Origin of the sequence: Bacillus sp. FSL P2-0099 (assembly GCF_038007445.1) — a bacterium.
GTDB lineage: Bacteria > Bacillota > Bacilli > Bacillales > Bacillaceae_G > Bacillus_A > Bacillus_A mycoides.
The window spans coordinates 3,293,201-3,308,603 of the sequence record NZ_JBBOXE010000001.1 but is presented as its reverse complement, the minus strand read 5'-3'; the positions used below and the strand labels follow the sequence as shown (position 1 = coordinate 3,308,603).

Annotated in this window: 20 protein-coding genes and 1 pseudogene; 19 read left to right on the top strand and 2 right to left on the bottom strand. The window is 34.6% G+C overall.

What is annotated here, in order from left to right; translation table 11 throughout:
* Positions 1-478: 478 nt before the first annotated feature.
* The 3 genes from sigI (at position 479) to MKY90_RS17030 (ending at position 3,049) form a co-directional block, all read left to right on the top strand.
* Entirely contained in the window at positions 479-1,201 is a 723-nt protein-coding gene (gene sigI / locus MKY90_RS17040) for an RNA polymerase sigma factor SigI (RefSeq protein ID WP_002099727.1), read from the top strand.
* Positions 1,194-2,603 carry an anti-sigma factor domain-containing protein gene (locus tag MKY90_RS17035; RefSeq protein WP_341092019.1) on the top strand — a complete coding sequence of 470 codons (1,410 nt, stop codon included), beginning with the start codon at positions 1,194-1,196 and terminating at the stop codon, positions 2,601-2,603. The genes sigI and MKY90_RS17035 overlap by 8 nt, the downstream gene beginning before the upstream one ends.
* 179 nt (positions 2,604-2,782) lie before the next feature.
* The gene (locus tag MKY90_RS17030; RefSeq protein WP_000661861.1) at positions 2,783-3,049 is read left to right on the top strand and encodes an ArsR/SmtB family transcription factor; all 267 of its coding nucleotides are present in this window, start codon (positions 2,783-2,785) and stop codon (positions 3,047-3,049) included.
* Between the two features lie 247 nt (positions 3,050-3,296).
* Here the strand turns inward: MKY90_RS17030 and MKY90_RS17025 are convergent, their stop codons facing one another.
* Positions 3,297-3,620: a winged helix-turn-helix transcriptional regulator gene (locus MKY90_RS17025; protein WP_002033301.1), complete on the bottom strand. Its 324-nt coding sequence runs from the start codon at positions 3,618-3,620 to the stop codon at positions 3,297-3,299.
* Between the two features lie 124 nt (positions 3,621-3,744).
* On the opposite strand from MKY90_RS17025, the gene MKY90_RS17020 reads away from it, so the two are divergent.
* The 6 genes and pseudogenes from MKY90_RS17020 to MKY90_RS16995 all read left to right on the top strand — a co-directional run.
* Complete coding sequence (locus MKY90_RS17020) at positions 3,745-4,278, top strand: NAD(P)H-dependent oxidoreductase (protein WP_141506924.1); 534 nt, start codon at positions 3,745-3,747, stop codon at positions 4,276-4,278.
* Between the two features lie 210 nt (positions 4,279-4,488).
* On the top strand, positions 4,489-5,991 hold the full coding sequence (locus MKY90_RS17015; RefSeq protein ID WP_098167795.1) for a class I adenylate-forming enzyme family protein: 1,503 nt from the start codon (positions 4,489-4,491) through the stop codon (positions 5,989-5,991).
* A 144-nt stretch (positions 5,992-6,135) separates the two neighbouring features.
* Positions 6,136-6,699 (top strand): GNAT family N-acetyltransferase, encoded by a 564-nt coding sequence (locus MKY90_RS17010; protein ID WP_215551954.1) that lies wholly within the window; start codon positions 6,136-6,138, stop codon positions 6,697-6,699.
* Positions 6,696-7,400, top strand: coding sequence for an SDR family NAD(P)-dependent oxidoreductase (locus MKY90_RS17005; protein WP_098167796.1), 705 nt, complete (start codon positions 6,696-6,698; stop codon positions 7,398-7,400). Before MKY90_RS17010 ends, MKY90_RS17005 begins: the two co-directional genes overlap by 4 nt.
* Positions 7,397-8,173 (top strand): GNAT family N-acetyltransferase, encoded by a 777-nt coding sequence (locus MKY90_RS17000; protein ID WP_141506922.1) that lies wholly within the window; start codon positions 7,397-7,399, stop codon positions 8,171-8,173. Before MKY90_RS17005 ends, MKY90_RS17000 begins: the two co-directional genes overlap by 4 nt.
* A 22-nt stretch (positions 8,174-8,195) precedes the next feature.
* Positions 8,196-8,456, top strand: a pseudogene (locus MKY90_RS16995) (PhzF family phenazine biosynthesis protein); the annotation flags it as partial.
* 35 nt (positions 8,457-8,491) lie between these two features.
* Here the strand turns inward: MKY90_RS16995 and MKY90_RS16990 are convergent.
* A complete protein-coding gene (locus MKY90_RS16990; protein ID WP_000801639.1) occupies positions 8,492-8,701 on the bottom strand; it encodes a hypothetical protein in 210 nt (69 codons plus the stop codon).
* 84 nt (positions 8,702-8,785) lie between these two features.
* Between MKY90_RS16990 and MKY90_RS16985 the strand changes: the two genes are divergently transcribed.
* The 10 genes from MKY90_RS16985 (at position 8,786) to MKY90_RS16940 (ending at position 15,157) form a co-directional block, all read left to right on the top strand.
* Positions 8,786-9,535, top strand: coding sequence for a Nif3-like dinuclear metal center hexameric protein (locus tag MKY90_RS16985; protein WP_098167798.1), 750 nt, complete (start codon positions 8,786-8,788; stop codon positions 9,533-9,535).
* Positions 9,536-9,540: 5 nt separating this feature from the next.
* The gene (locus MKY90_RS16980) at positions 9,541-10,038 is read left to right on the top strand and encodes an NUDIX hydrolase (protein ID WP_341092013.1); all 498 of its coding nucleotides are present in this window, start codon (positions 9,541-9,543) and stop codon (positions 10,036-10,038) included.
* A 111-nt stretch (positions 10,039-10,149) separates the two neighbouring features.
* Positions 10,150-10,989, top strand: coding sequence for a phosphotransferase family protein (locus MKY90_RS16975; protein ID WP_002185321.1), 840 nt, complete (start codon positions 10,150-10,152; stop codon positions 10,987-10,989).
* 27 nt (positions 10,990-11,016) lie between these two features.
* Positions 11,017-11,574, top strand: coding sequence for a DUF7010 family protein (locus MKY90_RS16970; protein ID WP_002014046.1), 558 nt, complete (start codon positions 11,017-11,019; stop codon positions 11,572-11,574).
* 28 nt (positions 11,575-11,602) lie between these two features.
* The gene (locus MKY90_RS16965; protein ID WP_002167930.1) at positions 11,603-12,427 is read left to right on the top strand and encodes a hypothetical protein; all 825 of its coding nucleotides are present in this window, start codon (positions 11,603-11,605) and stop codon (positions 12,425-12,427) included.
* Positions 12,428-12,443: 16 nt separating this feature from the next.
* Entirely contained in the window at positions 12,444-13,010 is a 567-nt protein-coding gene (locus tag MKY90_RS16960; protein ID WP_002128326.1) for an SGNH/GDSL hydrolase family protein, read from the top strand.
* 517 nt (positions 13,011-13,527) lie between these two features.
* Complete coding sequence (spxA, locus tag MKY90_RS16955) at positions 13,528-13,923, top strand: transcriptional regulator SpxA (RefSeq protein ID WP_000236196.1); 396 nt, start codon at positions 13,528-13,530, stop codon at positions 13,921-13,923.
* A gap of 30 nt (positions 13,924-13,953) precedes the next feature.
* On the top strand, positions 13,954-14,088 hold the full coding sequence (locus MKY90_RS16950) for a BA3454 family stress response protein (protein ID WP_000573513.1): 135 nt from the start codon (positions 13,954-13,956) through the stop codon (positions 14,086-14,088).
* Between the two features lie 194 nt (positions 14,089-14,282).
* Entirely contained in the window at positions 14,283-14,696 is a 414-nt protein-coding gene (gene saiR / locus MKY90_RS16945) for an Rrf2-family transcriptional regulator SaiR (protein ID WP_001083471.1), read from the top strand.
* 125 nt (positions 14,697-14,821) lie between these two features.
* Positions 14,822-15,157, top strand: a complete 336-nt coding sequence (locus MKY90_RS16940) for an IDEAL domain-containing protein (RefSeq protein ID WP_000987460.1) — start codon at positions 14,822-14,824, stop codon at positions 15,155-15,157.
* Positions 15,158-15,403 lie beyond the last annotated feature (246 nt).

Genomic DNA, 15,403 nt, shown 5'->3' with positions numbered 1-15,403 from the left:
TAGACTTTTAATACAATTATACATTTAAATAAAGAGGTTTACAAAGGAATTACCATAAGGAGGAGTTATAACGAGTTTCTTCCAATTGATGGTTTTTATTTTTGAAAAAATAACTATTTTATAAAAAATATTTTTTTGACCCCCATAAAATTATTTGTTCCTTCGAATATATATAAGTAGAAGAAAAAGCTAAAATTACCAAAAATATAGCGAAGAGTTATTCAAAGATTGCAGCTAAAATAGAAAAGAGCAAGAAGAACAAGTGGTATTGCAAAAGAAAACAAGAAAGTAATACAAAATACAGACTTCACTTTAGTACAAGTGGAAAAAATAGTCATATAAAAAAATCGGCCTCGAAAAATATGAGCACCAGCAAGTAGACAAGCCCAAAGAAAAGTACTAAGAAAATGTGGTTAAATGGTCACTTGTTTAGTGACCATTTTGCTATTTGAAGCAGAAGGAGGCAGGGAGATTACTAGTGTTGAGTTTAGTAATGAAAATCTTAAAAAAAACGAAAATAGAAGATATCGTATTTAACATACAAAACAACGGTGGAGATAAGGAAGCTTTTATCGTACAGTATCAGCCGTTTATTAGAAAATCAATATCGTCTGTCTGCCGCAGGTACATTACAGAGCAAGATGATGAATATAGCATTGGGTTATTTGCATTTAACGAAGCAATTGAACAGTATTCATATAAAAAAGGAAAATCTTTTCTAGCGTTTGCTGATCTTCTTATAAAAAGAGATGTAATTGACTATATACGCAAGGAGTCTAAGCATAATCTTGTCTTTTTAAAAGAAGATAAGCAAGAGGAAATGTTAGAAATGCAAGTGTCGCTTACGGAGTATATGAAAGAGATGGAAAATAGTAACCGTAAGGAGGAAATTCTTCATTTTCAAAGTGTACTAGCTGAGTTTAAAATCACATTTTCAGAGCTTGCTAAGGAATCTCCTAAGCATCGTGATACGCGTGAGCACTTAATAGAAATTGTAAAGATTATTATAAAAGACGAGAAAATGATGGAAGAGCTGTTCCGAAAGAAAAAGTTACCCCTTAAACATATTGAACCACGTGTTAGGGTAAGTCGTAAAACGTTGGAGCGACATAGAAAATACATTATTGCGATGTGTATTATCTTTGCAAACAACTATACATATATTCTGGATTACATAAGAGGGGAGAAGCATGATGAATAAAGGAATTGTGATGGATATAAAGAAACATAACGTAGTTGTTTTAACTCCAAATGGAGAGTTTATTACGTTTAAAAGAAAAGTACACTCTTACATGATTGGAGAGGAAATCTCGTTTAACGAACAAGAGCAAAGAGCACCGCGTTTTTCAATGCCACCTTTCTTAAAGCCTACAACAGTAATTGTTGCTGGTTTTCTATGCGTATTGCTGTTTTTCTACAATCAACCAGAAGAAAAAGTGTTTGCTTATGTCTCAGTTGATATAAATCCAAGTTTAGAGGCGAGCGTAACGGAAGATCTTCGTGTTATAGATTTGCGGGCTTGTAATGATGACGGAAGGCGTATTTTAAAAGAAATGAAAGGGTGGGAAAATAAGCATCTGCAAGATGTGATACGCACTATTATAAAGCAGAGTCAAAATGATAAGTACTTAACGAATGATAAGCAAGTTATGCTAACAGCTGTTACAAAGGACAAGTCGCTAGAACCACAGTTGGAAAAGGCTATGCAGGAATTAAAGAAAGAGTATGAGATAAAACATGTTACAGTCGAATATCAAAGCAGTACGATGCAAATGCGGGAGGATGCCAAGAAAGCAGGGGTTGGAACGGGCGTTTATATAAAACAAGAGAATGAGAAGCAAAAATCGCTTACTCCACCTGCACCTCCTTCTAATCAAGAACAACAAAAGTCATCTTCTGATGCATCATCGGACGCATCTCCTGTAAAAGAAGAAAGCAACGAGAAGAAAGAGCATATAGAACAAAAGCAATCTAAGGAACAACAACCGAAGCAAATAAAAGAAAATAATGGGAATCAGCAAGAGAACAACGGAAGAGGATCACAAGGAAATAATGGAAATGGGCAAGGAAACAACGGCAGAGGGTCACAAGGAAATAATGGAAATGGGCAAGGAAACAACGGAAGAGAGTCACAAGGAAATAATGGAAATGGGCAAGGAAACAACGGAAGAGAATCGCAAGGGAATAAGGGGCATCAGCAAGAGAATAAAGGAAGAGAATCGCAAGGGAATAATGGAAATGGTCAAGGGAATAATGGAAATGGTCAAGGGAACAACGGAAGAGAATCGCAAGGGAATAATGGAAATGGTCAAGGGAACAACGGAAGAGAATCGCAAGGGAATAATGGGAATGGTCAAGGGAACAACGGAAGAGAATCGCAAGGGAATAATGGGAAGCAGCAAGGGAACAACGGAAGAGAATCGCAAGGGAATAATGGAAATCAGCAAGGGAACAACGGAAGAGAATCGCAAGGGAATAATGGGCAAGAGAACAACGGAAGAGGATCACAAGGAAATAGTGGGAATCAGCAAGAGAACAACGGAAGAGGATCACAAGGAAATAATGGGAATCAGCAAGGGAACAATGGTAGAGGGTCTCAGTAAGGAAAGTTCCTCCACATAATATCGAGTGAAAGAAAAATCTATAGAATATTGAACAGAGGGATTCCTTCCATCTGAAGGGATTTCTTAATATTTTTTAAAATGACGGACATAAAATCGTATATCCTTTCGAATTATATATATGCATATCATTAATAGTTATATAAAAGGGGAGAAAAAATATGAAAGAAATGTATGAAGAAATCACTGAAGTATTAAAGGTATTGGCGCATCCTGTCCGTTTATCATTAGTAAAGATAATGCTTGCAAAAGGTCCTATTAACGTAACGACAATGTATGAAACATTACAAATGCCTCAAAGTACAATTAGTCAACATTTATCTAAATTAAAAGCTACTAAAGTCGTTACAGGTACTCGGAAAGGATTAGAAATTTATTATGAAGTAACAGATAATCGTACAAAAGCGATATTATTAAGCTTGGCTTAAAGGGTAACTGTTTAGATTTCAAAATTAAGTAAGCAATTCAGCGACTATAATTTTCTTATTAACATTAGTCGTATGTGTTGTTGTTTTTAATTTGTTTAATACATTTCTTTATTAGGGTCTTGCCGTATCACTATCAAGCTAAAGTTTAAATGGATTATAAAAATGAAAGTTTTCTTATTAGGGTCTTTTTGTTAGCTTGATAGTGATGTGCCATTCCCACTAGTATGTAAAGAATTTGGTAGTTTTTTTAGTCATGTAATCTTTTAATCTGATGGTCTTTTCCCCATTCAAATAGTTCATCCATAATTTGCATTAAAGATTTTCCATGTTCGCTTATTGTGTACTCAACCTTTGGTGGTACTTCTTGATATACAGTACGATGGATAATCCCATCAGCCTCAAGTTGCCGAAGTTGCTGTGTGAGAACTTTTTGTGTAATGTTTGGAATTTCTCGTTTTATTTCATTTGTTCGCATTTTTCCATCCGCCAAAACACATAAAATATGAATTTTCCATTTTCCACCGATCACGTCGAGTGTCGTTGCGATTGGGCAATTATCATTTTGATTCATATAACACCTCCAAAGGTACTTTAAGGTTCCTATAGCACTTTAAAGTACGTACTTTTCAATTATATGTGACTCACTCATACTAATACGTAAAGGATTGAATAATTTAAAAAGGGGATGGAAGATGATGAGAACACTTGTAATTGTAGCACACCCTGATATTGAAAAATCAAAAATTAATAAAAGATGGATCGAAGAACTTGAGAAACATTCGGATGAAATAACGGTGCATGAATTATATAAAGCGGCACCAAATTGGGAGTTTAATATTGAAGAAGAGCAAAAGCTATTAGTAGAACATGACAGATATATATTTCAATTTCCGCTTTATTGGTACAGTTCACCACCATTATTAAAAAAATGGTTCGATGATGTATTAACATATGGATTTGCCTACGGATCAAAAGGGGATAAAGTGAAGGGGAAAGAATTTGGTGTAGCTATTTCTATAGGTGGGTTAGAAAAAGACTATAAAAATAGCGGAATTACAATGGATGAATTAACGAAACCATTCCACGCTACGAGCTTATATACAGGAATGGAATTTATACCATCATTTTATTTATATGGTGCGGAATATGAAATCAGTGATGAAGAGATTGACAAAAGTGCACCTGAGTATGTGAAATATGTGATGAATAAGGAGTATTCTAATATATAAGGAGAAATAGCCATTTACTTGTTAAGTAGATGGCTATTTTTGTTTATCCCGCATTAACCGCCCGTAAGGTGTGGACTAATAATCAGTCGGGATGAACACCTCACATCGACTAAAGATTCACTTCATTTAAATTCACTAAGTTTAATCTTTAGTAAATTAATAGTTAATCTGGTAAAATAAAATCCTAACATATATAAAGGGGAGTTTTACTTGAGAACGATGCGACAATTATTACAAAAAAGAGCAATGCAGTCACCAAATTTGGAAGCGCTTATCGGTGGAGAGAAAAGGTATTCGTTTCAGCAGTATAATGAACGAGTAAATCAGCTTGCACATTATTTGTTACATACCGGTGTGAAAAGAGGGGATCGTATAGGAATTCTATGCAAAAATAATCATCCGTTTCCAAGCGTTATGATGGCAAGCTTAAAAATTGGAGCGGTATTTATTCCGCTTAATCATCAGCTTACTGCTTATGAATTAGAATCGATTGTAAAAGAAGCGAGATTAAAAGTATTAATTATTGATGATGAATTTAGTGAAGTTGTATTAAAGATTAATGGAGTTAAAGAAATTCCTTATGTAATTGAGACGACAAAAGAAGGGTTTGGCTTATTTGAATTAAAATTAAAGGAACAGCCAATAACAGAGCCGAATGTGGAAGTTCATGAAGATGATGATGCTATTTACTTATTTACTTCAGGAACGACTGGACAGGCAAAAGCATGTGTAATTGGTCATAAAAACTTACACCATTATTTTACTGAAATTGCGGGGCAAAGAGAAATTCCAGCAGGTGAACGCTTTTTATCAGTGCACCCATTGTTTCATATGAGTGGTGTGCTTTCTATTTTAAATTGTATTTATCATGGCGTTACGATGGTCTTTTTAGCTGATTCGAATCCTACTCTTATTTGGGATAAGATTGAAGAAGAGAAAATTACTACGATGCTTGCGTTCCCAGCTGTTTATAGTTACATGCTTGATGAATTAGATAAAAAAGAGCGCAACATTTCGGCCTTTAAAGTAGCGCAAAGTGGTGGTACAAAGGTGCCAGAAACACTCATTCAAAAATATATGGAAAAAGGCATTTATATGGTGCAAGGTTATGGGAGTACAGAAGGTTGGGTAGTAACTTCTTGGCATCCAAATATGGGAAAAGAAAAAATGTCTTCTGTAGGGAAAACTTTGAAACATGTAGAGCTGAAAATTGTTCATCCAGAAACAGGTGATGAGCTAACAACAAATAAAGTTGGAGAGATTCACGTGAAAAGCCCGTACATGTTTAAAGGATATTGGAATAATGAAGAGGCAACAAAGAAGGTAGTAAAAGATAATTGGTTTAACATGGGTGATGCCGGTATGATAGATGATGATGGATTTCTACATATTATGGGAAGATATAAAGACGTTATCGTACGCGGTGGTGACAACGTATATCCAGATCAAGTAGAAGATGTAATTCATGAAATAAATGGCGTTTTAGAAGTTGCAGTAGTTGGGATTCCAAATGACTTTTGGGGGGAGGTTCCAACAGCTTACATTGTAAAGGACATTCAAACGTCTTTAACAGAAGAAGAGATTATTCAGCATTGTAAAGAAAAACTAGCAAGCTATAAAATACCAGAAGTTGTATTTATGGACGAATTACCGAAAAACGCTTTAGGGAAAGTGTTGAAGAGGGAATTAAGGGATGTTTTTCTTGTGAAATAAAAGGTTATTAAATAATGAAGAATCCAGTTATGTAAAAAGCATAACTGGATTTTTGTTTATAAAAAACATAATGATTTACTAGATTTTGTATTTTGTGTAAGATAATAAAGAATATTCAATTAACAATTAAAGGAAGAGATATAAATGAAGCTGCCACTATTACAAGTAGAGACAGAGAGACTGATTATTCGTCCGTTTCAAAAAGAGGATTATGAAAGTTGGTTAGATGGATTCAATAAGAGGTTACCATCTCAATATAAATACGATGATGGCTATCATGACATGTCGTCTTCAACGAAAGAATGGTTTACGGAATGGATAAGAGGATTTGATGAGGCGGCACGACGGGATGAAATGTACGTATTAGGCATATTCCGAAAAAAAGATGGAGCGAATATTGGAAAACTAGAGCTTATTAAAATTTTACGTATGGATTATCAATGGGCAATGATGGGTTATTCTATTCATAATCAATATTGGAAAAATGGATACGGAGTAGAAAGTGTAAAATCTGCACTACCGTTATTTTTTAATAGTCTTCAATTTCATAGAATCGAATTACATATACATGTTGATAATGAGCCATCCGTTCGTCTTGCGGAAAGAGCCGGATTTTCCTTTGAATGTAAGAGGGAAGCATTTTCGCAGGAAAATGGTAGGTGGGTAGATTTTCTTATTTATTATAAAAATAAGGAGATGAGTATATGAGAGTACTTATTACAGGTGGAAATCGTGGATTAGGGTTACAGTTAGTGAAAGTGTTTCATGAAAATGGACATATTGTTTATCCGCTAGTTAGAAGTGTGGAAGCGATAGAACAGTTAAAACAGATGTTTTCTTCTAGATGTTTTCCTATATTAGCAGACTTATCGATTGATGAGAGTACGGAGCAAATTAAAAAGCAGCTTGAGGAATATACAGAGTATATTGATCTAGTTATAAATAACGCTGGCATTACTGGGAAAGAGACTGAGGTTTTACATACAAATTCAGAAGAGTTAACGGACTTATTTAATATTCATTGCTTAGGTGTAATTCGAGCTGTAAAAGGTACATATGTGACTTTAGCTAAATCGGATCATCCGAGAATAATAAATGTGTCCTCTCGATTAGGTTCATTGCATAAAATGGCGAACAAAGAGTTTCCACAAGGTAAGTTCTCATATTCATATCGAATTGCTAAAGCCGCACAAAATATGTTAACGCTCTGCTTACAACAAGAGTTTGAGAATAAAGGAATTCGTGTAACCGCAATTCACCCTGGAAAATTAAAGACTGACATTGGTGCCTTTGATGCGAATATGACTCCGGCTGAAGGAGCACAAAATATATATGATTGGGTAATAGATTCAAATGAGAAGGTTTCAGGGAAGTTTATTGAGCCGGGTGTAGGTGAAATAAAGTGGTGAAGTACGATCTTACAGTTGTTCAAAATTTATTTGGTCCTTCGAGAAAAGTATTAAATGGTTTACCAAATGCAGTAACGATTGAAGAAATAGAAGAAGATGTTTTTTATAGCGCACAAACTTACAAAGAAAAGGTAAGTAGATTTGAAGAAGTTTGTTTTAACTGGGAGTTAAAAAGAGCGAGTATTGTATTAAACAAAAGGTTTAGTAGTTATAACGCAAGTGTACAAGTGTTACTTGATGAGGGCTTTGATTTGTACGCGACAAAGATAGAAGTGTGTAGAGAGTTGAACAATATAGAGGCGCTTGAAAAACAATATACATATCGCTCGATAGAAGAAGGGACATTATCGGAAAGAGAATTCACATGCATTTGGGAGCAATGTATGTTGGAATCAGGAAATCGACCGTCAATTCTGAATGTCGATGAACATTTGCATTCAGTGCAAACAGAGTTAGGTAAAGGTTGGGAAAAGTCATGCATTGTTTTTTATGATAAAAATGAGCCGATTGGTTTGTCCATACCGCATATAGAGCCTGGAACAGAAAGTGAAGGACGTTTATTTTACTTTGGGGTAATGCCTTATTATCGCGGGAAAGGAATTGCTTCCCAACTGCATCTTCAATCTTTACATATGTTAAAGGAAATGGGGGCTACTTATTACATCGGAAGCACACATACTTCAAATGAAAAGATGCAGAGGATATTTTGGAGAAATAATTGTGTGATAAAAACGGAGATAGAGAGTTATTATAAATTATTTAAAAAGGGTTAGGAGATAGGTAAATGAAGAACATAAACGTATTTCATCACCTTATTCTGGAACGATTGAAGATCCAGTGACAGGAACAGCTTCAGGTGTAATGGGAGCCTACTATGCGACGTATTTGGAGAAAGATTTTGACCATGAACTGGAGTTAATCGTTGAGCAAGGACAGGAAATAAATAAAGATGGTCGTGTAATGGTTTATGTAACGAAAGATGTAGAAAATGATAACTTACAAATTGATATTGCTGGAACAGCGGTGTATGTAAAAGAGTTTGAAATTTCAATATAAAAGAATGAAGCCCAGTATATAACCGGGACTTCTTCTTACCTGTTCAACACTTCAATATACGAAGCATCCCCAGCTGTTCTAATAGTAGAGCGGAAATTATTGTTTTCTAACGTTTCAGCAACTTGTTTTAATTGCTGTGCATCATCATGATGAATGAGTAAACTATCTGCACCACTTTCTTCTATATGAATATGCTCAACATTTCCAATCGCTTCATGTATAGCTTTTAAAAATTCAGGTTTCATATTGTCCTCCTATATGTATGTAACGTCGTTAAATAGTATTTCCTTATTTTTGAAATATAAAAGTAAATGAAAGGAGAAATGAAAATGAATATAACGCAGTTTAAAGAACATATTACATCACTTTTTGAAGAGCACCTTAATAAATACGGTGATGACGAGTATGGCTTCACTCACATTAGTAAAGAGGAATTTCACAAAATAGGTTACACGACAAATTTGACGCTAGAGACAATTGAAGAAGCATATAGAAATGGTGTCGATATGATAGTTACACATCATGCACCGTGGAGTTTTCTATTCGGTATGGAAGAGGCTTGTATTGAGAAATTAAAAGAATATGAAATGAATCATTTTTGGATTCATTTGCCGTTAGATTTTGTAAAGTTTGGCACGTGTACGTCGTTATTTAATGAAATTGGGATAGATACAATACTGGAATATTCCACGTATGAGGAAGAAGAGCTACCGGGAATAGGAGAATATAAAGAAGCGATTCCGTTTTCAAATTTAGTTGAAAAACTTGAAGAGAGAATGGAAGAGAAAGTGAAGAGCTGGAAAAATCATGACAGGCCAGTAAAACGGATTGCGATATTAACAGGTGCAGGAAACAATACAAATCTTATTGAGCGTGCGCTAGAAAAAGGTTGTGATACGTACATAACGGGAGAAAAAACATTATATACAGTGCAACATGCGAAATTTAAAGGCATCAATTTGATTGTAGGAAGCCACACATTTACAGAAGTATTTGGTGTAGGAAGTTTGGCTCGTAAGTTAAAAGAAAGAGATCGTGCAATAGAGATTATTAGATTAAATGAAGAGCATTTGGAGTGAGGGAAATGGTAACTATATGCGCAAATTATGGGGAATCAAAAGTGAGGTTAACGTGGAAAAAAGATTGTATATTGCCAGAATACGAAAGAATCACGAGTGTTCACGGTTTTTGTTTTCATAATAATAATAATAAGGTTTTACTGATAGACCATGAGCAGCGTGGTTGGGACTTTCCTGGTGGGCATATAGAAGAAGGGGAACTACCAGAAGAATGTTTTAAAAGAGAAGCGTGGGAAGAAGGTTATGTAAAAGGAGAATGTACTTTATTTGGATATATTATCGTTGACCATAGTGATAATCCAAATTGGAATGAAAATAGTCCGTATCCAAAAGTAGGGTATCAGCCGTTCTACCGGATGGAGATTAATGAAGTGCATAAGTTTGACGGTGAGTATGAATCCGATAAAAGGATGTTTGTTAGAGTAGAAGAGAGTGCAGCGTATCATTATAAATGGAATGAATTATATGATGAAATCTTGAAGGAAGCCGTTTTGATAAAATGAAAATTAATTTCTGCAATATTAAGATGTTAGAAGGGATTCTCTTGCGATTGTCAAATAATAGTAAAGTTGTCTTTCGAATTGGGGGAATCTTCGGAATTAAAGGGTGAGAGAATGGACATTTCAATAATTGCTGCACAACTAGTTAAGGAGAAAGTTATTTCACATGATCCAAATAGCGTAAAAGCGTTGAACGGAGGAACGACAAGTACTGTATATTTGTTGGACGAAAAATATGTAGTAAAGCTGAATGAAGCGGAAGTAATACGTGAAGAAGCTAATTTTCTTTCATTTTATGAGGAGAATAGTTTATTTTCAAAGCTTTTGTATAAGGAACCTTTACATACATATTTCGTGTATTCTTTCCTTGAAGGTAATACTTTGTGTAAACAAGGATATAAACGAAGTACGCTTCGTACACTTGTAAAAGAAGTTATCAATAAGTATAAAATGGTTCCAGAGGCAGAAGGCTGGGGATGGAAAGAAAGTCCGGTTCAATGTTGGAATGAATTTTTAACGGCAAATGTGATGGAAGCTTATGAAAATGTAAGACGTTACATAAGTGAGGAAGATTATAGAATTGTTCTTAAACTAGCAAATAGGGATGCCGGAGTAAATCAGCCATTTTTATTACATGGTGATTTCGGATTTCATAATTTTATATTTCGGCAGAATAGGTTACATGGGGTAATTGATCCGTTACCTATTTTAGGAGATCCTTTATATGATTTAATTTATGCGTTCTGTTCAACTCCGGAAGATGTAACGAAAGAAACGATTGATTATGTGATGAAGCAATGTGTATTTCATAAAACAGAACGAGATTTATACGAAGAAATAGTAATAGGATTATATTTGCGTATAGATACATGTGTAAGACACCACCCGAAAGATTTAGAAGATTACTTAATAGCTTGGCGTTATTGGATGGGCGAAATTGAGCCGGCTTTATAGTACAAATAGTTTGGGGGAGATAGTGAAATGAACATAGCAGAAGCAAAACGAGATTTAGCACAAAGAACGAAAAAAGGATTTCCAGTTATAATAGCTGGTATTTTATTTTGGGTTGTAGCGAGTATAACGGGTGTTCTTCTTTCAGAAAAGCAAGTTGTGTGGGTGTATTTAATTGGTATGGGGTGTGTGTTTCCTTGCGGCCTAATGATAGCTGCCATATTAAAAATTGATATGTTTGCGAAAGGAAATCCGCTCGGGACTTTAGCAGGAGTAATTGGCGGGATAAATGTATTAAATATTCCGTTTGTGTTACTTGCCTATTTTCAATTTCCAGAGTGGTTACCTTTTGTAGTAGCGATGTTAATAGGTGTTCATTTTGTACCGTACGTATGGATTTATGAAAGTAAAAGTTATGGTTTACTGTCAGTAGGGACCGTATTCGTAACGTCAGTTTGCGGGATTCTTTTTGCTGACAATGGATTTACTGTAATTCCATTGTCAGTTACAGCTGTCTACTTACTAACTCTAATAGGTTTATTAATTGAAAATAAAAAAATAGATCATTATCAACAAAAATCAGCTTAATAAAAATATATGGATAGGGGGAATTATTATGAAAAATTTCGTTTGTACAACGTGCGGCGTACAGTATGCAGCGAGTGTGGAAGAACCGGTAAGTTGTGTTATTTGTGATGAGGAGAGACAATATGTGAATCCGAAAGGGCAGTCTTGGACGACTTTAGAAAACTTGCGAACGAGTGATACATATAAAAATGAAATAATAGAAGAAGAGCATAGACTTTATAGCATTACGACAAAACCTAAATTTGCGATCGGTCAAACAGCATTTGTCATAAAAACAGATTCCTATCGTTTATTATGGGATTGTATTACTTATTTAGATGAAACGACAATTGGGAAGATAAAAGAGTGGGGCGGGTTAGATGCGATTGCACTATCTCATCCTCATTATTATTCGATACAAGTAGAATGGGCAGAAACGTTTGATGTACCAATTTATATACATGAAGACGATAAAGAGTGGGTAGTACGCCCGAGTAGTCGTATTATTTATTGGTCTGGTGAGTCTTTACAATTAGCGGACGGAATTACTATTCATCGTCTCGGAGGACATTTTAGCGGCGGTTCTGTATTACATTGGGAAGAAGGAAATGATGGGAAAGGTATTTTATTAACAGGTGATATTATTCAAGTCGTAGCGGATCAGCAGTGGGTGAGTTTCATGTACAGCTATCCAAACTTAATTCCATTGCCAGCGAGAAAAGTGGAGGAAATGGCGAATCGAGTGAAGCCATTACAGTTTAATCGTTTATATAATGCTTTTCACGGAGTAGTGAAAGAGAATGCAAATGAGGCAGTGGAACGTTCTGCTGAAAGATATATTAAGGCGGTAGAAGGAAAGTTATTTCGTACGTGAAAGGAGAATTAGCTCTATGAAAACGTTAGTATGCTTCGGTGATAGTATTACAGCTGATGAAACGTTTTTTGATGGAACGCCAAGGTTAACACCGCGTCTGCAAGAGATGTTTCCAAATTGGAAGGTGGTAAATGCGGGGGGTCCGGGCGATAATACGTTCGATGCGTTACATAGGGTTGAAGATGATGTACTATCACATAAACCAGACTTTGTAACAGTTTTTCTTGGTACGAATGATTCGGTGTTATTTGATCCAGTGCCATTACAATCTTACAAAGAAAATTTAGAGAAAATTGTAAGTGCGATTTCATCAGAAAAAGTATTACTTATTAGTCCTGCACCAGTTGATGAAGCAAGGCAACATAATAGAACGAATGAAGTACTCGGTCAATATGCAAATGTGGTTGAGGAAGTGGCGAAAGAAACAGGTAGTCATTTTCTAAATTTGTACGCTGAAATGATTCAAGAAAAGGATTATAAGAGATTTGTAGAAGATGATGAAAAGGACGGTTTACACTTCGGACCACAAGGTTATGAATATTTAGCGAAGTTAATTTGTGAAAAGTTAAAAGGGATTTTGTAGGAAGCAAAGCGTGGGCGCTTTGCTTTTTTGTTCGCGTATTTCCTCCTACAATGCAGTAGCTTTTATTATGCTAATTATATTTCATAGTAGCACATGTAAGAATGAAATGAATAAAGTGAAATATAATTAGACCTTACCAATTGGGTTATTAAGGGGAGCCCGACTTCGACCTAACTTTTTTGCTCTTGCCAAATTTTGAGGCGGTGCACTCAAATAGCGGGATAAAATGTACTTTAAAGAGGTGGTTAGCCGTAACACTATGAGACATTCGTACAAAAGAAAATGATTTGTTCCGCTAATGGAATGTATCCAAGACTTAACAGTTGATTAATTGAACTGTAAAGTTTAAAATTACAGTATAGTTTTTAGAAGTGAGTTGCTATTTTTTGTGAAAAACAGATAAATTAAATATTCTCGAATGAATAATATAACGTGTATTTCATTCTGAACTGTAATTTTTTTAAATACATTTCAATAATCTATATAATAATTTAAAAAGTAAAGGAGTGTGTAAAATATGGTGATTTTATATACGACAGCAAGCTGTAGTTCATGCCGAAAAGCAAAAGCATGGCTTGAAGAACATCAAATTGATTATACCGAAAAAAATATCGTATCAAATTCTCTTACAGTCGATGAACTTAAATCCATTCTTCGTTTAACTGAAGATGGTGCTACTGAAATTATTTCAACTAGATCTAAAACTTTTCAGGAATTAAATATAAATATTGAGGCGCTTTCGCTTAATGAGTTTTATAAATTAATAATTGAGTATCCTCAAATGTTACGTCGTCCAATTATGCTGGATGAAAAAAGATTACAGGTTGGTTTTAATGAGGAAGAAATTCGCAAATTTTTACCGCGTAGCGTTCGAACATTTTTGAATATAGAATTGCAAAAAATGGCTAATTAATAAGTAATATTTTGAAAGGAGGAAACAGAAGTGATTGAAGTATGTGTTACAGTTAATTATAAAGATAGAAACTATCACACAAATGTTATTGTGAGTAAAGATACGATTTGGACAAAAATTAAACAATTGGCAGAAGAACAAGTTAAGAAACAGTGGACTGTTTAAATTTATTTGCAACTTAAAAAGCTAAATGAAGTTAGGAGATATAGGGGAGTTCTGATAGAATATAAAGGAATTTATTTTTTCATGCTAAGCATGCTTCTTATATATTTTAACGTTTGACTAACCTATCTGTAATATTTATGGCTACAGTATGTTACTAAACGAGAAATCATATTTTTTATCGTAGGAGGACAACAATGAACAGCGACTTTACCTTGGCCATTCACAGTTTAACTTATTTAGCTTTACAGCCAGATCGGATGTCAACAAGTAATGCTATTTCCGAAAGTGCAGGTGTTCATCCAGTACGCATTCGCAAAGTGCTAAGTTTGTTAAAAAAACATAAGTTTATACAATCAAAAGAGGGAACGGGTGGAGGTTTTATTTTTGCCCGTGATTTAAGTGAAATTAATCTTTGGAATATGTATCAAATAACCTCTGAAGGGGCATTGCAGCCGAAGTGTCCAGAATCAAATGATCAGTGTATTGTAGGTTCGAACATGCGGAAAGTTCTTTTTGCTATTTTCTTAGGTGCGGAAGAACATCTAGGTGAATATTTAAAGAATTATACAATGAAAGAAGTTGTTGATCTTATTAATCAAGAACGTTAAGCGGCTTAATTATTATGTAGCCGTGAGTTCTTAAAAAATAAATGTAATAAAAAACATTACAGTTTAAATTGGTTTTTATATCTTTTTTATCGTTACAAAAAATATTTATAAGCAGGTGAAAAAGTATGATGTCAAATAATAATCATGTTTTAAAAGTGGGAGATTGGGTTCGTGGAATATCAAATGAGGGTGAATTCATAGTTGGTTACATTGTATCACTTGATGAAGTGGAGGGTGTAGTTACAGTTAGCATTGTGAAACGTGACGACAAGTACACAATGAACGAAGCGATTTTACTCTTTAGTAAACATGTTAACAAACTCCCTGAATCAAAGGTAATAAATAAGGAGCAAATCCTTTATCTTATAGACCTTGCATTATTAACAGGGGATGAAGAATGGTTTATTGAGCTCTCTGCAAAATTAAACTTGATAAAAGAGCTAGTTAATGAGGGGTTTTAAAGATTACATTATTCGTTTTTAATAGGTTGGATCGTGCAATAAGCAATAATAGGATCTAAAAGGAAATGAAATAAAACCCATTCAATACAAACATAGAAATACCCCTGAAGAAGAGTTGAAAAAACTAAAATTAAGATGACATTGAAGTGATTCGTTTGCCCACTCCTAACAATGATAATGATGTAAATAAGCTGTCCATATGGGCAGCTTATTTTATTTTTTCGTTTAGCGAAGATTTTTGCAAAA